General features: G+C 65.3%; 18 protein-coding genes. 13 read left to right on the top strand and 5 right to left on the bottom strand.

Annotated features, from left to right (window positions below; translation table 11 throughout):
* Positions 1-3: 3 nt before the first annotated feature.
* Together AC07SZ_RS32075 and AC07SZ_RS32070 are read left to right on the top strand one after the other, a co-directional pair.
* Entirely contained in the window at positions 4-1,500 is a 1,497-nt protein-coding gene (locus AC07SZ_RS32075; protein WP_056570819.1) for a sugar ABC transporter ATP-binding protein, read from the top strand.
* 123 nt (positions 1,501-1,623) lie between these two features.
* Entirely contained in the window at positions 1,624-2,520 is an 897-nt protein-coding gene (locus AC07SZ_RS32070) for a LysR family transcriptional regulator (protein ID WP_056570818.1), read from the top strand.
* A gap of 171 nt (positions 2,521-2,691) precedes the next feature.
* Here AC07SZ_RS32070 and AC07SZ_RS32065 read toward each other — a convergent pair whose 3' ends face one another.
* On the bottom strand, positions 2,692-4,188 hold the full coding sequence (locus tag AC07SZ_RS32065; RefSeq protein ID WP_056570817.1) for an aldehyde dehydrogenase family protein: 1,497 nt from the start codon (positions 4,186-4,188) through the stop codon (positions 2,692-2,694).
* 142 nt (positions 4,189-4,330) lie between these two features.
* Here AC07SZ_RS32065 and AC07SZ_RS32060 point away from each other — a divergent pair, with 142 nt between their 5' ends.
* From AC07SZ_RS32060 to AC07SZ_RS32010, 11 genes are all read left to right on the top strand, one after another.
* Positions 4,331-5,074 (top strand): glucose 1-dehydrogenase, encoded by a 744-nt coding sequence (locus AC07SZ_RS32060; protein ID WP_056570816.1) that lies wholly within the window; start codon positions 4,331-4,333, stop codon positions 5,072-5,074.
* Positions 5,075-5,101: 27 nt separating this feature from the next.
* Entirely contained in the window at positions 5,102-6,199 is a 1,098-nt protein-coding gene (locus AC07SZ_RS32055; protein WP_494917484.1) for an isocitrate/isopropylmalate dehydrogenase family protein, read from the top strand.
* Between the two features lie 93 nt (positions 6,200-6,292).
* On the top strand, positions 6,293-7,138 hold the full coding sequence (locus AC07SZ_RS32050) for a Rossmann-like and DUF2520 domain-containing protein (RefSeq protein WP_494917483.1): 846 nt from the start codon (positions 6,293-6,295) through the stop codon (positions 7,136-7,138).
* Between the two features lies 1 nt (position 7,139).
* Complete coding sequence (locus tag AC07SZ_RS32045) at positions 7,140-8,279, top strand: alpha-hydroxy acid oxidase (RefSeq protein ID WP_494917482.1); 1,140 nt, start codon at positions 7,140-7,142, stop codon at positions 8,277-8,279.
* 183 nt (positions 8,280-8,462) lie between these two features.
* A complete protein-coding gene (locus tag AC07SZ_RS32040; RefSeq protein WP_494917481.1) occupies positions 8,463-9,974 on the top strand; it encodes a sugar ABC transporter ATP-binding protein in 1,512 nt (503 codons plus the stop codon).
* Positions 9,971-10,975 carry an ABC transporter permease gene (locus tag AC07SZ_RS32035; protein WP_494917480.1) on the top strand — a complete coding sequence of 335 codons (1,005 nt, stop codon included), beginning with the start codon at positions 9,971-9,973 and terminating at the stop codon, positions 10,973-10,975. The genes AC07SZ_RS32040 and AC07SZ_RS32035 overlap by 4 nt, the downstream gene beginning before the upstream one ends.
* Before the next feature lie 29 nt (positions 10,976-11,004).
* Entirely contained in the window at positions 11,005-11,961 is a 957-nt protein-coding gene (locus tag AC07SZ_RS32030; protein ID WP_494917479.1) for an ABC transporter permease, read from the top strand.
* A gap of 204 nt (positions 11,962-12,165) precedes the next feature.
* Entirely contained in the window at positions 12,166-13,143 is a 978-nt protein-coding gene (locus AC07SZ_RS32025; protein ID WP_494917477.1) for a sugar ABC transporter substrate-binding protein, read from the top strand.
* A gap of 66 nt (positions 13,144-13,209) precedes the next feature.
* Positions 13,210-14,007: an SDR family NAD(P)-dependent oxidoreductase gene (locus AC07SZ_RS32020; RefSeq protein ID WP_172372624.1), complete on the top strand. Its 798-nt coding sequence runs from the start codon at positions 13,210-13,212 to the stop codon at positions 14,005-14,007.
* Between the two features lie 11 nt (positions 14,008-14,018).
* Positions 14,019-14,876, top strand: coding sequence for a sugar phosphate isomerase/epimerase family protein (locus tag AC07SZ_RS32015; protein ID WP_494917475.1), 858 nt, complete (start codon positions 14,019-14,021; stop codon positions 14,874-14,876).
* 11 nt (positions 14,877-14,887) lie between these two features.
* Positions 14,888-15,694: an SDR family NAD(P)-dependent oxidoreductase gene (locus AC07SZ_RS32010; protein WP_494917473.1), complete on the top strand. Its 807-nt coding sequence runs from the start codon at positions 14,888-14,890 to the stop codon at positions 15,692-15,694.
* 3 nt (positions 15,695-15,697) lie between these two features.
* On the opposite strand, the gene AC07SZ_RS32005 is transcribed toward AC07SZ_RS32010, so the two are convergent.
* The 4 genes from AC07SZ_RS32005 to AC07SZ_RS31990 form a co-directional block, all read right to left on the bottom strand.
* Positions 15,698-17,395 (bottom strand): extracellular solute-binding protein, encoded by a 1,698-nt coding sequence (locus AC07SZ_RS32005; RefSeq protein ID WP_494917471.1) that lies wholly within the window; start codon positions 17,393-17,395, stop codon positions 15,698-15,700.
* A gap of 90 nt (positions 17,396-17,485) precedes the next feature.
* Positions 17,486-18,403, bottom strand: coding sequence for an intradiol ring-cleavage dioxygenase (locus tag AC07SZ_RS32000; RefSeq protein ID WP_494917469.1), 918 nt, complete (start codon positions 18,401-18,403; stop codon positions 17,486-17,488).
* A 30-nt stretch (positions 18,404-18,433) separates the two neighbouring features.
* Positions 18,434-19,495: a maleylacetate reductase gene (locus AC07SZ_RS31995; protein WP_494917467.1), complete on the bottom strand. Its 1,062-nt coding sequence runs from the start codon at positions 19,493-19,495 to the stop codon at positions 18,434-18,436.
* Between the two features lie 15 nt (positions 19,496-19,510).
* Positions 19,511-19,813, bottom strand: coding sequence for a YciI family protein (locus AC07SZ_RS31990; protein WP_196772379.1), 303 nt, complete (start codon positions 19,811-19,813; stop codon positions 19,511-19,513).
* Positions 19,814-19,858: the final 45 nt, after the last annotated feature.

Below are 19,858 nucleotides of genomic sequence, written 5' to 3'. Positions count from 1 at the left end.
GCGATGTCGGATAACATCATCGAGCTCAGGGACGCCACCAAGGCCTTCTCGCGCATCCCCGCCTTCAAGAACGTCAATTTCGACCTGCGCAAGGGCGAGATCCACGCGCTGCTCGGTGAAAACGGCGCCGGCAAGTCGACGCTGACCAAGGTCATGGCGGGCGTGTTCAAGCTGACCGAGGGCAAGATGACCTTCGACGGCAAGGACGTGTCCTTCGCCACGCCCGCCGAAGCGTTGCGCGCCGGCATCGCCATGGTGTTCCAGGAGACCAATCTGGTGCCGGCCATGACAGTTGCGCAGAACCTCTATCTCGGCGAGGAGAAGATGTTCAACCGGCTGCGCGGCCTCTACATCCAGGCCCGACAATTCCTCGCCGGCATGGGCTTTCAGGTCGACCCGACCGCGCAGGTCAGCACGCTGGGCGCGGCGCACAAGCAGATGGTGGAGATCGCGCGCGCCGTCCACCACAAGGCTCGCGTCATCATCTTCGACGAACCGACCGCGACGCTGACGCCTGAGGAGAAGAGCCACTTCTTCAACCTGCTGCAGCGCCTGGTCAAGGAAGGCATCGCCATCATCTTCATCAGCCACGCGCTGGAAGAGGCGCTTGATGTCGCCGACCGCATCACCGTCATGCGCGACGGCGAGATCGTCGCTTCCGGAGACGCCAAGGGCTTCACTCGCGCCACCATCGTGCAGGCGATGGTCGGCCGCACCCTGACCGAAACGCTGCATGGCGAGGTCAAGCGCGCGGCGCGGCCCTATGGCGACAAGGTACTTTCGGTGGAGAACCTGTCCTGTGCCGGCCTGGTGCGTAACTCGTCCTTCTCGGTCTTTTCGGGCCAGGTTACCGGCATGTTCGGCCTCGTCGGCGCCGGCCGCACGGAAATGGCCAAGGTCGTTGCCGGCCTGTTGAAGCGCAACATCTTCCACGGCGGCGAAATCCGCCTGCTTGGCAAGTCGGTGCGCTACCGCGTACCGAGGCCGGCGGTACGCGACGGCATCGTCTATGTCACAGAGGACCGCAAGCTCGACGGCTTCTTCGAGACCATGACGGCCGGCGAGAACCTGCAGATCGGCGAACTCACCGAAGGCGCCAACCCGGTCTCGATGGTGTCGCTGGCGCGCGCCAGGCAGCTTGCCCGCGAATGGGGCGAGCGGCTCAGCCTGCGGCAGACCAGCGACCGCGCCCGGATGATCGAACTTTCCGGCGGCAATCAGCAAAAGGTCGTGATCGCCAAGTCGCTGATCCAGAAGCCGAAACTGGTGATCTTCGACGAGCCGACGCGCGGCGTCGACGTCGGCGCCATCGTCGAGATCCACCAGCTCATCAGCGATCTCGCCGACCAGGGCATGGCCGTCGTCGTCATCTCTTCCTATCTGCCTGAAATCCTTGCCGTTTCCGACCGCATCCTGGTCGTCAAGCGCGGCCGCGTGGTCGAGGAGATGATGCTGTCGGAAGCGACCGAGGAACGCGTCATGTTTGCCGCCGTGCACTGAGCGCCGCCAAGAAGAGAAAGGTTCGCTGGCTAAGCCAGGACCAATGCCTGGCCAGGCCTATTGCCTTGCAATCGGTTCCGCGTCTGAATAGGTCAGGAGGTCAGATCACCTGCCCGAGCGGACATGTCCAGCATCAACCTCAAACTTCTGCAGACGTTCCTGCTTGCCGCCGAAAACGGCAGCTTCCGTCGTGCCGCCGAAGAGAGCAACCGCTCGCCATCGGCGGTCTCCATGCAGATCCGTGACCTCGAGGAGCAGATCGGCATCTCGCTCTTCATCCGCACCGCGCAGCGCGCCAGCCTGACGCCGGAGGGCCAGGTCCTGTTCGAGGAGATCGCCAATGCGATGTCGCAGGTGCAGACCAGCCTCGACCGGCTGACCGAGATCGCCGCGCGGCGCAAGGGCAAGGTGCAGATCGCCTGTGCCCCGACGCTTGCCGCGAGCCGGCTGGGCGACATATTGGCCACCTTCAAGCTGCGCTATCCGCGCTCGGTCGTCGAGGTCATCGAGACCCCGCCGCAGGCGGCCCTTGGCCTTTTGCAGCAGCAGGAGGTCGAGTTCTACATCGGCCCCGAATTGCCGAACCTGACCGACTTCCAGTTCGAATCCATCCTAGACGATCCGCTGATGGCCTGCATTCCCACGGAAATATACGGCGGCGAGAAGAAGCTGCTGCTCTCCGACCTGCTGCGCTATCCCCTGATCCTGCTCAACCGCAAGACGGCGGTGCGCGGCCTCGTCGACCGGCTGACGGCGGCCGAAGGCATCGAGCTCAAGCCGCAATACGAGGTCGAGAGCGCGCAGACCGCGGTGGCGCTCGCCTCCTCAGGGTTGGGTGTCTGCGTCGTGCCCGGCATCGCCATCTCGCGCAATGACGAGCGCATGCGCGTCGTGCCGATCGACCACCGCGACGCCCACCGCTCCGTCGGCATCATCACGGCGCGGGGCTACGTGCACCACTCCTTTTCCGAACAGCTGATGAACCTCATCCGCACCAACCTGCGCGAACTGGCGCACTGAGCACCGCCCACCCAGCGCGCACGCCAGGGGTGTGTCGAGATTCAGGTCAGGCCGAGTCGAAAATGGCTGATGCCGAGAACCGGAGCGGAGCGTACTTTTCGTACGTGAGCACCGGAAGCGCAGGCATCAGCCATTTGCAGGCCGGCCTCACCTGAATACCGGCACACCCCGTCAGTCGGTCTGGATCCAGACTGCCTTCGTCTCCAGATACTCGTGCAGGTGCTCGATGCCGCCCTCGCGGCCGTAGCCGGACATCTTCATGCCGCCGAACGGCACGGCGGGATCGATGGCGTGGTACATGTTGACCCAGACCGAGCCGGCCTTGATGCGCCGCGCCAGCTTGTGCGCGGTGCCGAGATGGGTGGTGAAGATGCCGGCGGCCAGCCCATACGGCGTGGCATTGGCGCGCGTGACCGCTTCGTCGAGCGTGTCGAAGGGCATCGCGGAAATGACCGGTCCGAAAATCTCCTCGCGCGCGATGGTCATCTTGTCCGACACCGCGCCGAAGACCGTCGGCGCGATGAAATTGCCGCCATCGTAGAGCTCGCCCGTCAGCCGCGAGCCGCCGGCGACCAGTTCCGCGCCCTCGGCGCTGCCGGCCTTGATGTAGCCCTCCACCTTGCCGGCCTGCCTGGCATTGATCAGCGGCCCGATTTCGGTCTCCGCCTCGATGCCGTGGCCTATGCGCAATTTACTGGCGAACTCGGCCACCCGGCGCACGAACTCGTCGTGGATCTCGCGCGCCACGAACAGCCGTGAGCCGGCGATGCAGATCTGGCCGGAATGCACGAACACCGCCATCGCCGCGACCGGAACGGCCTTGTCGATGTCGGCGTCGCGGCAGACGATGATCGGCGACTTGCCGCCGAGTTCCAGCGACACGCGCTTGAGATTGGTGACCCCTGCCCGCGCGATGGCTTGGCCGGTCAGCGTCGAGCCGGTGAAGACGATCTTGTTGACGTCTGGGTGTTCGGCCAGCCGCGCGCCGGCCTCGGCCCCGGTGCCGGTGACGATGTTGACGACGCCGTCGGGCACGCCGGCTTCCTGCATCAGCCTGGCGATCAAAAGCGGCGTCAGCGACGCATCCTCGGAGGGCTTCAGCACGATGGTGCAGCCGGTGGCGAGCGCCGGCGCGATCTTCCAGATCGAGGCGGCCGTCGGCGCGTTCCAGGGAATGATCGCGCCGACGACGCCGACCGGTTCGCGCCTTGTGAAGGAGACGATCTCGCCTGGGATCGAATTGTCGATGGATTCGCCATGCAGCGCTGTCGCCATGCCGGCATAGAAGCGCAGCATGCCGATGACGCGGCGCCGGTTGGCCAGCGTGCGCGTGATCGGCAGGCCCATGTCGAGCGTGTCGGAAACGCTGAGCTCTTCCCAATGCGTCTCGAACAGATCGGCGATGCGCAGCAGCACGCACTGCCGCTCGTAGGGCGAGAATTTTGACCAAGGTCCTTCGAACGCCGCGCGTGCCGCCTTGACCGCGGCATCGATGTCGGCCGCGCCGCCGCGCGGCACCGTCGCCAGCACCTCGCCCGTTGCCGGGTTGAGCGCCTGCATTTCCTGGCCGGACTGCGCCGCGACCCACTTGCCGCCGATGAACATCGGCCGGAATTCGCCATGGTAGAGCGTCGTGGCCTTCGCCCTCGGGTCGAAATTCAGCGTCATCGCGTCCTCCTCACGAATTCCGTGGCGACTATTACTCCCGCTGCCGGGGACCTCAAACAAGGAAAGCTAAAAGGGCGTTCAGATAATCGGACTGTGCAATCACGGCGACTTCCCCGATGGTGCCGGCAACGGAGGAACAGATATGAGACTTGCTGGCAAGGTCGCCATCATCACCGGTGGCGGTTCGGGATTTGGCGAAGGCATCGTCAGGAAATTCGTCGCCGAGGGCGCCCTGGTCGTGCTGATGGACCGTGATGAGGCGGCAGCGGCCAGGGTCGCCAGCGAGATCGGCGAAAAGGTGCGGCCGATCACCGGTGACGTCTCGACACTGGAAAGCTTCGAGGCGGCCGCCGATCTCGCCCGGTCGGCCTTTGGCGGCCTCGACATTCTGGTCAACAATGCCGGCGTCGCCCAGCCGCCCTTGCCGCTGGAGACGATGGACGAGGGCCTGTTCGACAGGATCGCCAACGTCAACATGCGCTCGATCTACAATGGCTCGCGCGCCGTGGTGCCGCATTTCAAATCCATCAAGTCGGGCGCGATCCTCAACGTCGCCTCCACAGGCGGCGTCTCGCCGCGCCCGAACCTCACCTGGTACAACGCCTCCAAGGGCTGGGCGATCGCCGCGACCCGGGCCATGGCGGTGGAACTCGCCCCCTTCGGCATCCGCGTCAACGCCATCAACCCGGTCGCCGGCGACACGCCGCTGCTGTCGACCTTCATCGGCTCCGGCGAGGAGAATCGCGCCCGCGTCGTCGCCACCATCCCGATAGGCCGGCTGTCGACGCCCCAGGACATGGGCAACGCCGCCGCCTTCCTGTGCTCGGACGAGGCCAGCATGATCACCGGCGTCGACCTCAACGTCGATGGCGGCAAGTGCATCTGAGAAACTGTTGCCCGTGAGGTTTTGGCGATGAAGGATATCTACGAGATCGCCGTGGTGCATGGCGACGGCATCGGCCCGGAAGTCTGCGCCGCCACGATCGAGGTGGTGAAGGCCGCGCTCGGGCCCGACAGCCCGCTGCGCTTCAGCGAATATCCGGCCGGCGCCGAGCATTTCCTGAAGACCGGCCAGAGCTTTCCCGAACCGACCTTTCAGGCCTGCCGGGCGGCGGACGCCATCCTGCATGGCGCGGGCGGCCTGCCTGGCGTCGTCCATCCCGACGGCACCGAAGCGGGGCTGGATTTCACGCTCAAGCTGCGCTTCGAGCTCGACCTCTACGCCAACATCCGCCCCATCAGGCTCTTCGAGGGTGTTGAGAGCCCCTTGCGCGGCGTCAAGGCCGGCGACATCGACTACATCATCCTGCGCGAGAACAGCGAAGGGCTCTACGCCGCGCGCGGCTCGGGCGGGCTGCTGCGCGGCGAGGTCGCGGTCGATACGCTGGTGCAGACCCGCACCGGCATCGAGCGTATCGTCCGCAAGGCCTTCGAACTGGCGCGCCAGTCAAGCGGGGCGCCGCGCGACGGCGTGCGCCGGGTGACTTGCTGCGACAAGGCCAACGTGCTGCGCAGCTACGCCTTTTTCCGCTCGGTCTTCGACGAGGTGGCCAAGGACTATCCCGACATCGCGACCGAATATGCGCTGGTCGACGCCATGGCCATGCACCTCGTGCTGAAGCCAGGCCACTTCAATGTCATCGTCAGCGAGAACATGTTCGGCGACATCCTGTCCGACCTTGCCGCCGCCACCGTCGGCGGCATGGGCATGGCGCCCTCGGCCGAGATCGGCGACGCCAACGGCTTCTTCCAGGCAGCACACGGCTCGGCGCCCGACATTGCCGGCAAAGGCATCGCCAATCCCTATGGCACCATCCTGTCGGCCGCCTCCATGCTGGACTGGCTCGGCCACAAGCATGGCGACGCGAAGCTCAACCAGGCAGCCGGGCGCATTCGAAGCGTGACGGAAGCCTGCCTTGCCGGCGGCCTGCTCAGCGCCGACCTGAAAGGCAGCGCGTCCACCCGCCAGATAACCCATTCAGTCTGCGACCGGCTCGCGGCCGCGGCGTGAGGTCTCACGCCAAAGCCGCTGGCCGGGACAAGTTTGCGCCTGCTTTGCCAAAGCCGATCCTATAGCCTTCGGCCAATGTCGAATGAGGCTGAAATGACGAAGCTGAAGATCAATCTGATTGGGCCCGGCAAGGTGGGCCAGACCCTCATGCGCCGGATCGTCCTGGCCGGCGGGCACGAGGTTCAGGACATTGCAGGCCGCGGCGTGGAGGCTGCCTCCCGGGCGGTTCAATTCATCGGCGCGGGGACCGCCGTTTCCGCGCTTGCCGACATGCGACCGGCCGATCTCTGGTTGCTCACCGTGTCGGACACACGGATCGCGGACGTGGCGGCCCGGCTTGCGGAACTGGCCCCGGACCGGCCCTCCATCGCCGTGCATTGCAGCGGCTTCCTGCCGGCGGCCGAGATGCAGCCCTTGCGGGCCCTCGGCTGGCATCTGGCAAGCGTCCATCCCGTGCTGACATTCGCCGATCCGGCAAGGGCTGTCGGACAGTTCGAAGGAACACTTTGCGGCGTCGAAGGCGATGCCGAGGCTGTTACGGTTGTCGATGCGCTTATACGCGACATTGGCGGCCAGCCGTTTCCGCTCAGCTCGCAATACAAGGCGATCTACCACGCGGCCGCCGTGTTCTCGAACAATTTCACCGTGGTGCTGCAGGCGGTGGCGCGGGAAGCCTGGGCGCGCGCCGGCGTTCCAGAGGAAATCATCGGGCAACTGAACGCGCGCCTGCTTGCCGCCACGGCCGAGAATGTCGGAAGGCTGGGGCCGGCCGCGGCGCTGACCGGACCGGCGGCGCGCGGCGATCTCGCGATCGTCGCGCAACAGGAGGCGGCGGTGCGCTCTTGGCATCCGGACGCCGGCAAGGCCTATGCCGAGCTCAGCCTCCTTGCCGGCCGCCTCAAGCGGACGGGCACGACGCTCGAAACAGGCGGGGTTTGAGATGGGCGCTCTCGCGCGCAGGGTTTCAGTCGACGATTTCCGCACCCTTGCCCGCCGCCGCCTGCCGAAGTCGATCTTCGAATTCGTCGATGGCGGGGCAGGACAGGAATTGACGCTTCGCGCCAACCGCGCCGATTTCGAGCGTATCCGGCTGCTGCCGCGCGTGTTGACCGACGTATCGCGGCCGGACCTGACCACATCGCTATGGTCGCAAACCTTCACCACACCACTGGTGATCAGCCCGATGGGCTCATGCGCGCTGGTCTGGCCGCGGGCCGACATCGCCATCGCCAGGGCGGCGACCGCGCGCGGCATTCCCTACACGCTGTCCACCATGTCGACGACCAGCATCGAACGCATGGCCAGGGCCGTGCAGGGGCCGCTCTGGTTTCAGCTCTATGTGCTCAGGGAATTCGACTTCAACCGCGAGCTTGTGCGGCGGGCGGAAGAATTCGGCTATTCGACGCTGGTGGTGACCGTCGACCTGCAGGCCGGGGGAAAACGCGAAAAGGATATCAGGAACGGCATATCGATCCCGCTGCGCCCCTCGCCTCGCCATCTCTGGGAAGGCATGCTCCATCCCGGCTGGTCGCTGCGCCTGCTGCGCGGCGGGCTGCCCCAGTTCGAGAACGTTCGCGGCTATCTTGGCGACACCAGCGCCGGGTTGACCATCGCCGCGCGTGTCGGCGGCAATCTCCACGCCGGTTTCGACTGGGATGATTTCCGCCGGATCCGCGACTGGTGGAAGGGCCGGCTGCTGGTAAAGGGCGTCCTGCACCCCGCCGATGCCGCAGGCCTGGTGGCGGCCGGCGCCGACGGCATCTGGGTCTCCAACCATGGCGGCCGCCAGCTCGACAGCGCCATATCAAGCATCGATGCGCTGCCCGCCATCCGCCAGGCGGTGGCCGCCGAGGTTCCGATCCTGATCGATTCCGGAATCCGCACCGGAATGGACGTGATCAAGGCCAGGGCGCGCGGCGCTGCCGCCGCGGCGATCGGCCGAGCCGCCCTGTTTGGAGCGGCGGCCGGCGAAGCCGGCGTGGCCAGGGTGCTCGACATCCTGCTGGACGACATCGCCAACGGCCTGAAGCTCGCGGGCATGCCGGCGTTCAGCCAGATCGGTCCCGACCTGATCGCGTGAGACGGCCTAGCGTCGGCAGGCAGGACTGGTGGGCGTGATCGCCGCCGTCTTGGACCAGGCCCCGCGGCACATCGACGGCACTGCAAATCCGTTAGTCCAATCTGGACAAAATTGCCGCCATCGCACCCACCGTCATTCTGTAGCGTAGCCCTCACGCCTTTCAAACGGTTGTGGGAGGAAATCATGGAGACGCCAGCCGTTCTGACGGTCAGAGGCCTGCGGAAATCCTTCGGAGGAGTCCAGGCTCTGAAAGGCGTCGACTTCGATCTCGAAGTCGGTGAGATCCATGCGCTGTGCGGCGAGAACGGTGCCGGCAAGAGCACGCTGGTGCGGATGATCGCCGGGCTGATGAGCCCGGACGAAGGAGAGATCCGCGTTGATGGCAATCTGCTCAAGCCGGGGCAACTGACCAGCGTCAGGCAGGTCTCGGTCGTCTACCAGGAACTGTCGATCATTCCGCATCTGTCCGTTCTGGACAACGTTCTTCTGGGCGATCCCGATGTCGGCCAGCTCTATATCCGCAAGCGCTACGCCGCCCGCGCGCGCCAGACCCTCGACCAGCTCGGCCTGGCGGAGGTGCCGCTCGATATCGAGGCCGGCCGCCTGGCGATCGCCGAACAGCAGCTGCTCGAAATCTGCCGCGCCGTCATGCGCGGCGCCCGCATCCTGATCCTGGACGAGCCGACCGCGAGCCTTTCCGACGCCGAGATCCAGCGCGTCTTCAAGACGGTCCGCTGGCTGCGCGAAAACGGCACCGCCGTCATCTATATCAGCCATCGCCTGCCCGAGATCTTCGCGCTCACCGACCGCGTCACCGTGTTCCGCAACGGCCAGCGGGTTCTGACCAAACCGACGGCGCAGTGGACCAACGAGGAATTGGTCGCCGAGATGATCGGCCGGGAGATAAAATCCGCCCATTCGGTGCGTGACCGTGCCGATCTCCAGCAGGCCGCCAAGGTTCTTGAACTCAAGGCGCTCTCGGTGGCCGGAAAATACCGGCCGGTGACGCTGGATTTCCGCGCCGGCGAAGTCGTCGGCGTCATCGGCCAGCTTGGATCAGGCGCCAATGCGCTGATCGAGACGCTGGCAGGGTTGGAAAGCCGCCACGAAGGCACAGTGTTCCTGAATGGCACCGCCATCGACGTCACCTCGCTGTCGTCGGCGATGGCCCGCGGCATTGCCTATGTCCCGGAAGATCGCGGCGGCAAGAGCCTGTTCCTCGGCGCGCCGATCGAGGTCAACCTCACATCCGCCATACTCGACCGCCTGAACCGCGCCGGCGTGCTTTCCCTCGGCGAGGCCCGCAAGCGGGCGCTGGACCTTGCGCGCCGTTTCCAGATCGACGGCCGGCGGCTGCCGTCGGCGGCGTCGACGCTTTCGGGCGGCAACCAGCAGAAGGTCGCCATTGCCAAGTCCGTCGCGCTGGAGCCGAAAGTGCTGGTTCTCAACGAGCCGACGCGCGGCGTCGATGTGGGGGCGCGGACCGAGATCTACCGCGAGCTCCAGGCGCTCGCGCGCCAGGGGCTGGTCGTCCTGTTCTTCTCGACCGACCTCGAGGAAATCCGCGAACTGTCGCAGCGCGTGATCACCGTTTTTCGCGGCGAGATCGTCAACGATCTGCCGGTCGAGGAAACCGCCATGGACTCGATCCTGGGTGACGTCCTGCGCGGACCAGGCATGGCGAGGGCGGCATGAGCATCGAAACAAGGACAGGAAGCGGAGGTTCCGGCTTGGCCGCTCTCGAGATGAAGTCGGTGGGCGCGGCGTTGCTGAGCCCCGAGCGTGTGCAATCGACGGCCGTCTGGATCGGCACCATCCTTCTGGCCATCTGGGCCAGTGCCGCGGTGCCCGGCTTTGCATCGAGCGCCAACATTTCGGCGATCATGTATTCGACATCGGCGGTCGGCATCGCTGCCGTCGGCATGGCGTTCATCACCCTCTCGGGCAACCTCTTCATGCTTTCGATGGGCGCGACGACGGCTGTTTCGACGATCGTGTTTGCCTCCTTTCTTCATCTTGGTCTCCTCCCGAGCATCGTCGTGGTGGTGTTGGTCGGTGCCTTGTTCGGACTTGCCCAGGGCATTGCCGTGGGTGTCTTCAAGACAAATCCGATCATCAGCACCATTGCGATGGCTTCGATCATCACCGGCGCCGGCTCCTTCTATTCGGGTGGCCTGACCATTGTCGGGCAAGGCGATGCGAGCTGGCTCGGCATCGGCCGCATGGCCGGCATCCCCAACCAGATCGTGCTGTTCCTGCTTGCGGCGCTCGTCTTCAGCTTCATCGTCGAGCGGACCCGCTTCGGCCGCGAATTGCGCCTGATCGGGCTCAATCCGAAGGCCGCGCATTTCACTGGCCTGCGCGTCGGGCGAACCCTGGTGATCGCCTATGTGCTGGCGGCTGCGGCCGCGGCCTTTGCCGGTGCGCTCTACGGCTCGCAGGCCGCGCAGGGCAACCTCAAGCTCGGTGCCGGGCTGGATTTCGACGCCATCGCCGCCGTGCTCGTCGGCGGGGTGGCGATCAAGGGCGGCCAGGGCCGCATCCTCGACGCGGCCATCGGCGCGGTTTTCCTGGCCATCATCACCAACATCCTGCTGCTCAAGGGCCTGTCGCTGGAAATCCAGCTGATCGTGAAAGGCCTGGTCGTGATCGCCTCGGTCATTCTCGGCGCGCTGGCGCTCGGCGGGAGGAAATGACCATGGCCTCCCCAAGGAAGTCACAGCCCATGTCCACGGCCACCTTGCTGCGCATCGCGCTCCTGATCGCCCTGGTCGTCGCCTTCGCGCTGTGGAACCCGGCCTTCATCAGCGGCCGCAACATCTACGCGCTGACGCAGTCATTCGCGCTGCTCGGCCTGGTGGCGCTCGGCCTGTCGCTCACCATGATCGCCGGTGAATTCGACCTCAGCGTCGGCTCCATGGTCGCGGTCGGCGGCCTGCTGACGCTGGTGGCGGGCGGAAGCAATCTCGTCCATGGCATGGGTGTCGCATTGGCCTTCGCGGTGGTGATCGGCGCGGCCAACGCCTTCGTCGTCAACCGCTTCAACGTATCCTCGCTGGTGGTCACCGTCGGCTCGATGATGGCGCTTTCGGGGTTTGCCTTCTGGCTTGCCGGCGGCAAGGTGATCAGCACCGACAATTTCGACCTGGGCTTTGCCCTCGACAACCCGATCCTGACGGTCCTCTCCTGGCGCGGCGCGATCACGCTGGCTGCCTTCCTCCTGGCCGGACTGTTCATGCGCCACACGCTGATGGGCCGCGACATCCGCGTCATCGGCAGCAAGCGGCTGGTGGCGGCGGCGAGCGGGGCGAAGGTCGGGCTGTCGCTTTATATCGTCTTCATCGTCTCGGCCCTTTGCGCCGCCCTCGCAGGCAGCCTTCTCTCGATGAGCCTCGCCAGCGCGGCCGCGACCACCGGGAACACTCTCATGCTGCAGGCGGTGTCGGCGGCCATCGTCGGCGGCGTGGCCCTGTCGGGCGGAGCCGGCTCGCCGCTGCATGTGCTGATCGGCTCGCTGATCCTGACGGTGATGAACAACGGACTGAGTTTGATGGGCATGGGCGCGACGGGAATCCTGTTCGCGAACGGGCTCGTGCTGATGGGAATCGTGCTGCTCGACGGACAGTTGGGGGCATGGATGAGTGAACGGTTCGCGGCATCGCGGGCCAGGCATTCCGCCTAGAGTCGGATGATTTCAGATCATGCCGATCTGAAATCTGAATCCGCCTCTAAATCAAAGAGATAGAGCATGATGTCGTCCGAAAACCGCTTCACACTTTTCGGCATCATGCTCTAGCGGAAGTAACCGACGAAACCCAGTTCTGCCTGCGCCGTGTTGGGCGGCGGGGATGGGCGACGTGCAACCTGAAACGGGAGGAAAGACGACATGAATACCGCAAAACTGACCAAACTCGCGCTGATGGCCAGCGTGTTCACGGGACTGGCAATGCCCGGCATGGCATTCGCCGGTGCCAAGGGATCGAAAGTGATCCTGCTGACGGTGAGCGAGGAATGCGAATACTGCGCCCTCCACCAGCGCGCCTTCAAGGAAGTCGCCAGCGCCGCCGGCATCGATCTCGACGTGAAGATCACCAACTTCGATGCCGCCGAGCAGGCATCGCAGGTCGACCAGGCGCTTGCCCAGAACCCGGCCGCGATCGTGCTGTGGCCGGCGGACGCGAGCGCCATCGTGCCCTCGCTGCGCAAGATCAAACAGGCCGGCATTCCGTTGGTCGTCACCAACTCGAAGCCCGACGACAAGTACGCGGACTATTGGAACGTCTTCACCGGCCCTTCCGATATCGGCAACGGCCAGTCCGCCGGCGAGGCCATGATCAAGGGTTTCGCCGAGAAGACGTTCGGCACGGAAGGCAAGATTTTCATCGTCGAGGGCGTGCCGGGAACGCCGCCGCAGATCGCGCGCTCCAAGGGCCTCGAGGAGGTGCTGGCCGAGAAGGCCAAGGGCATCGTCGTCGCCGGCAAGCAGAACGGCAATTGGGACCAGACGAAGGCCACCGACGCGGCCGCCGCGCTCTTCACCCAGGTCGGTCCCGAGGTGAAGGGCGTCTACGCCCAGGCCGACAACATGATGTCGGGCGTGATCGTGGCCGCCAAGCGCGCCGGCATCGATCCGGCCAGCCTCGTGCTCGTCGGGTCCAACTGCTCGATCGAAGGCGTCAACCAGATCAAGGACGGCACGCAATACGCGACCGTGCTGCAATCGCCGATCGATGACGGCAAATACGCGGCCAAGGCGGTGATCGATCTCCTCGACGGCAAGAAGGTCGAGAAGGAGATCTTCCTGCCGCACGAGATCATCACCAAGGCCAATATTTCCGACTGCGACGCCGCCATCGGGCGCTGATCCATTCGGGCGCGGCGGGCCTCCCGCCGCGCCTTCCAATCTGACTTAGGAACCGAGGAGTACCCCATGGCCGAGGAGCCACTGTTTACCAATGTTCTGCCTGAACTCGTCGTGGTTTCAGGCACGGCTTCCGGTCTGGGCACCAAGATCGCCCATCTTCTGGTCGCGAGCGGTGTGCGCACCGTCGGCGTCGATCTCGCGCCGGCGCCTTCCGAACTCTCCAGCGAGCTCTATACGCATGTCCGGGGCGACGTGTCGCTCGAGGAGACCTGGAGCGACATCGCCCGCTCCGTGACCGCCATCGATCCGGGAACGCTCGGACTGGTCACCTCGGCCGCCATGCTGAACGTCGGCACCGTGCTGGAGTTCGACAAGGCGGCGATGGAAAAGACCATGTCCGTCAACTTCATCGGCACGGCGCTTGCCTTCCGCGCACTGCTGCCGCTGATGATCGCGCGCGGCGGCGGCCCGATCGTCGCCGTTGCCAGCATTGACGCGACCTTCGCCGAGCAGCAGCTCGCGATCTACGCCGCCTCCAAGGGGGCTGTTCGCCAGCTGACGCGAACCGTGGCCATGGACCACGCCCGCCAGGGCATTCGCGCCAATGTGCTGAGCCCCGGCCCCATGCTGGCCGGCCTGTTCGAACGGCATATGAAGTCGGCCGCCGACCCGGACCGCTTCCTTGCCACGCGCGCCAATCGCCAGCCTTCGGGCCGGATCCTCGATCCTGGCGAAGTCGCCCGCGCGGCGCTTTTCCTGCTCTGTGACGCCTCGACCGCGCTCAACGGCGCCGAAATCGTCGCCGATGGCGGCCTGACGACCAGCTTCGACTTCCGGACCGGGTCCGAAGGCGCATCGGTCTGAAGGGGCGAACCATGATGAAGAGCACGGAACTCGTTGCCGCCTACTGGACGATCGCGGGCGATGTCTATCCCTTCGCGCCCAACGAGATCAGCCCCTTCCCCTTTGCCCAACGCGTCGAGGCGGCCGCCAATGCCGGCTACAAGGGTGTCGGTCTCATCCACGCCGACCTCCAGGCCACGCGCGAACGGATCGGCCTCAAGGAAATGCGGCGCATTCTCGATGCCAACGGCATGCCGCATGTCGAGCTTGAATTCATCACCCACTGGTTCTCCGGCGGCGAGCTGAAGCTTGCCTCCGACAAGGTGCGCAGAGAGTTGTTCGAGGCGGCCGAGGCGCTTGGCGCGCGCGACGTCAAGATCGCACCGGAATTCGACGCCACGACCATCGACCTGGCGCATGTGACCGACAGCTTCGCCGAGATCTGCCAGGATGCGGCGCGCTACGGAACCAGCATCGCCCTGGAGGTGATGCCGTTTTCCAATGTCGGCACACTGGAAACCGCACGCGCCATTGTCGAGGGCGCGGCCCAGCGCAACGGCGGCCTGCTGCTGGACATCTGGCATATCAGCCGCGGCGGCATCCCCTATGAGGCGGTGGCCAAGGTGCCCCGACACTATGTCGTCTCCGTCGAACTGGACGACGCCGATGCCGATATCGTCGGCACGCTCTGGGAAGACACGATCTATCAGCGGCGGCTTTGCGGCGAAGGCGTGCTCGATCCGCCGGCCTTCATCGACGCGATCCAGCGTACCGGCTTCGACGGTTTCTACTCGGTCGAAGTGATCTCCAGGAAACACCGCGTCCTGCCGCTCGAGGAAGCGGCGCGGCGCTCTTTCGAAACCACCATGGCGCAGTTCGCCGGGACATAAGGGAGGATAGGATGGATACCAATCTCAAGGGCAAGACGGTGCTGATCACCGGCGCCGCCAAGGGCATCGGCCGGGAAACCGCGATCGCCTTCGGACGCGAGGGGAGCCGCCTGGCGCTGCTCGACATCGATGCCGCGGGCCTCGGCGAAACAGTGGAGGCCGTGACGGCGGCCGGCGGACAGGCGACGGCCTTCAAGGCCGATCTCTCCTCCGCCACTGATATCGAGGACAAGGTCGGCGCGGCGATCGCCCATCTGGGTGGCGGCCTCGACGTGCTGGTCAACAATGTCGGCTCGGGCGCGGTCCGAACCTTCGACCAGCTGACCGATGCCGAGTGGGACAAGACCTTCTCGCTCAATTTCATGAGCTATGTGCGCACCACGCGCATCGTGCTGCCGGTGATGCGCAAGCAGGGCAAGGGTGCGATCGTCAACAATGCTTCCGATCTTGCCCGGCAGCCCGAAGGCGTGCCGATCGACTATTCCGCCTCCAAGGCGGCGGTGCTCGCGCTGACCAAGGGGTTGGCCCGCAGCGATGGGGCAAACAACATCCGCATCAACGCCGTGGCGCCGGGCCCGGTCTGGACGCCTTTCTGGACGCAGCCGGGCGGGTTTGCCGAGACCATGGGCAAGTTCCACAACATGGAGCCGCAGAAGGCGGTCGAACACGAAATGTCGTTGCGCCAGCTTCCGCTCGGCCGGCTCGGCAAGCCCGAGGAAGTCGCCAACGTGATCGTCTTCCTCGCCTCCGACCTCGCGTCCTTCGTCACGTCCTCTGTCTGGGGCGTGGATGGCGGCTCGATCCGCGCCATAGCTTGATGGTCACACGCCGATCGTGCTGTCGATGATCCGGTCGAGGCGGTTCTGCGCGTCCTTCAGAGCCGCCCGGTCGGATTTTCCGCCGGACAATGCGTCATGGATTTCCTCGCCGATGATGCGCTCCATGTCGGTGTAGAAGGGAACCGGCGGCCGCTGCCAGTTCCTGAGCAGGTTGCGGTTGCCGAGGTTGCCGACGAAGCGCACCAGCTGCGAACGGCCAGTGGCTTCGGGATCCGCGCTCACCGAAAAGCGCGGCGCAACCGGAAAACCGTTCTTCACATGCTCTTTCATCGCTTCGCGTGAGGCCATCCAGGCAAGCGCCTCCGTTGCCAGCCGCAGTCTTTTCGGATCGATGTTGGAAGGGATGCAGAGCAGGAAGCCGCCGATCGGCGACGTGTTGGTGCCGCCAGGCCCGCTGGGCTGCGGCACATAGGAGACCCGGCGCTTCACGGCCGAGCGCACCTCCGCCTCGAACTGCGCCGCCCGCATGGTCCAGACATAACCCATGGCGCTCTGGCCCTTCAGGAACACCGCGCAGGAATCGTCCCAATGCGCATCGAGCGCGCCCGGCTGCGCGATCTCGAGCAGCCGGTGCATGTAGTCAAGCACGGTGAGTGCGGCCTCGCTGTCGATCTGCGGCCGCATGTGCTGGCGGTCCAGATTTTCCGTCGAGTAGCCGGTCGGCGTTCGCCGGATCGACAGCACTGTCTGGCCGCAGCAGCCGAGAAAGAACATGAAGCTTGACGCGAGCGGCATGCGCGCCGCGTTCCAGGCAATGCCGTAGCGCTCCGCGGACGGATTGTGGAAGGCCCGGCCGGCCGAGATCACCTCCTCGAAAGTCCTGGGCAGGGCGAGCCCGGCACCGTCGAAAAGGTCGCTGCGGCAGGCGAGCACCTCGATGGTGCAATAGATCGGAACCCCATATTCCACCCTCTGCCAGGTCGTCGTCGACCAGATCGACGGGTGGAAATCCATTGGATTGATGCCGGATTCGCGGATCATGTCGCCGATCGGCATGACCAGGCCCCTGCCCGCGAACTCGCCGAGCCAGGGCATGTCGATGGCGATGATATCATAGGCCGACACCGAGCGCTGGCCGTTGGCCAGACCTTCGCGGTAAAGGTCGTTCTGGTGGACGAGCTTGAAGCTCCTGGCGCTGGCGAGGTTGTTGCGGAAATCCGACCACATGTTGCGCATCGCCGCGAAATAATTGTCGTCGTTGAGCAGGAACTGCAGCTCGACGCCCTCGGTGATCCGGCTTTTCAGCAGGTTGATCGGCGGAATGACCGGATTGCCGCGTCGCGGCGCGCCGAAATAGTAGTTGGTTTCGTGTTCCTCCGTGCCGCGCCCGCCCAGGATCTCCGCGATCAGAGCCTTGGTTTCCGCCGCATAGTTGACCGCGAGCGTCGTCAGCTCCTCCGTCGGATGCAGCGTGAAGCTCCTCGGCTTGTCCGGCGACGGCCTGCGCTCGACAAGCCCCTTGCCGATCATGTCCTGGATGCGCCGGATCGCCGTTCCATGGCTGAGGCCGGAGACGAGCGCGAGCTTGCTCATCGTCACCGGATAGCCTTCGAGCTCCGATCGCATGATGTAATGGACCATGCGCCACGACGCCTCGTCCTCGACATCGGCGACACCGAGGAACGGCGTCCTCAGCCGGTCGACGAAATCGTAGACGCGCAGGAATTCGTGGTCGTTCATGAACCCTCCTCTGGGTCGCGCCAAAAAGGGCGGCGCTATGATTTAGTCCAAAATGGACGAAACTATAGCGGTGTCGGAGGATGTCGGGTCTCAGGCCGTGCCCGCCGATTTGCGCGCCAGCACGAAATCCCAGTTCACCGCCCAGTAGGGAGACGTGAAGCCAAGCTCCGCCGCGCTTGTCAGGTCGGTGATCTCCTTGAAATCCGCGATCAGCGAATCCTTCACGCCGAAGACCGCGTCCTCGGCGAGATACTGGCAATCGGGCGTGAAGATATGGGTGATGACCGGATCATAGCCCGGCGCGCTGATGATGAAATGGATATGCGCGGCCCGGTTCGGATGGCGCCCCAGCGCGGCAAGCATCTTGCCCACGGGTCCGTCGTCCGGGATCGGATAGTAGCGCGGCTTGACGGCCCGGTACCAATAGTCGCCGTTCTCTCCGCTGGTGAACACGCCGCGTAGGTTCCAGTCCGGCTGCAGCCCCTTCTGCTGGACGTCGTAGAAGCCGTCGTCATTTGTCTGCCAGACGTCGATCAGCGCGCCGGCGACCGGTTTGCCCTCGGTATCCACCACGCGTCCGCGCACCACCAGCGGCTCGCCCTTGCCGTCCAGGCAGATGTTCGCGCCGTGCTCGTAGCGCGGCGCCTCGGGCACGTAGAACGGTCCGAGAATCGTGTTCTCGGTCGCGCCATTCGGACGCCGGTGATTGATGGCGTCGACCAGCATCGAGACGCCAAGCGTGTCGGACAGGAGAATGAATTCCTGCCGCCACTCCGAACACATCTGGCCGACTTCGGTCAGGAAGGTGATGCCCTTGAGCCATTCCTCATGGGTCGGCTCGATCTCCTTGATGGCGGCGTGCAGGTGCTTGACCAGCACGCTCATCACCTCGCGCAGGCGCGGATCGACGTCCGGTCCCATGCGCGCGTTGACGACGTCGACCGAGGTCTCCTCCTCGAAATACGGATATTTCGGCGGCCGCGCATGGCTGGCCTGTGCTTTGCCCAAGATCGATCCTCCTCCAGATGTCGCCACGCCTCAGGAGCGCGGCCGTTCGCCTGCATAAGCCCGGGCGATCAGCCCCTTCAGCGCCTCGCGCTCAAGGGGGCGCGGGTTCCAGTAGGGGTTGGACAGCGCCCTGTCCGTCGCAAGCTCGATGCCATTTTCAGGCATGCCGATATCCGCGAGCGCTCGCCGGGCGCCGACCCTGCCGGCAAGATCGTAGAGCGCCATGGCCGGGTCGTCCGTGCCGAGCACGTCGCGCAGCCTCTGCATCACGTCGGGCACTGCCGGGGCATTGTAGGCAAGCGCGTGCGGAAGCACGATCGCATGCGTCTCGGCATGCGGCAGGTCGAAACTGCCGCCGAGCGTATGGCAAAGCTTGTGGTGCAGCGCCATGCCGACCGAGCCCAGGCAGATGCCGCAAAGCCAGGCGCCGTAAAGCGCCTTTGAACGCGCTTCCCGGTTGTCGGGGTCGACGGCGATCGTCGGCAAGGCCGCGGCAAGCGCGCCGATCGCCTCTGTCGCCATCAGGCTGATGACCGGGTTGCGCTCGCGTGCATAAAGCGCTTCGACCGCATGCGCGATCGCGTTGAGCCCGCTGGTGCCGGACATGGCCGCGGGCAGCGACAGAGTGAGGTCGATATCGTAGATCACGACCTCGGGCAGCACCTTGGGGCTCGACTGGGTGACCTTCACTCCGTCCCTGGTCTCACCGAGGATGGGCGTCATTTCCGAGCCGGCATAGGTGGTCGGCACCACGATCTGCGGCAGGTCGGTCCGCAGTGCGATGGCCTTGGCAAGGCCCGTGGTCGAGCCACCGCCCACGGCGACGAGCCCGTCGGCCTTGAGGTCCCCAATGACACGCAGCGCATCCTCGGTGACCTCCACCGGCGTATGCATCGTCGCCCGCGCGTAGACGCCGGCGGCGCGGCCGCCGAGCTGTTCGACGAGCCGCCGCGCTTCCGGCTCCTGCGGCGGCGTTGCCAGCACGGCGACCCGCTTCAAACCCAGCCGGTCCAGTTCCGCCGGCAGCTGCTGTATGGTGCCGGATCCGAAAATGACGCGGGCCGGCTGGCCGTTATAGACGAAGGTGTCCATGAATTCGCCTCGAGCTTAGAGCAATTCCAGGCTCCGGTTGTCGACGCGCATCAGGAACGGGTTGATGCTGACCGACCGCCAGACATTGGCCGCGTTGAAGGGATCGGCGGCATTGAATGCCCTGACATCCTCGATCTTTTCGGCGGAAAACACAAAGAGCGAGCCGATCATCGTCTCCCCGTCCTCTGCCACCAGCGGACCCGAGATGACGGTCTTCACACGCCCCTGGGCAAGATGCGCCTTGTGCGCGTCATAATTGGCCAGGCGCCTCGGCAAGGCATCGGCATGGTCCAGGCAGTGGACGGCAAACAGTGTCACGACATTCCTCCCAAAAGGCCCGGCAGGCCGTTGCCAGCGATTGTA

It is taken from the genome of Mesorhizobium sp. GW821-FHT07A06 (assembly GCF_059419085.1).
This window is presented reverse-complemented; position numbering and strand designations above follow the sequence as displayed.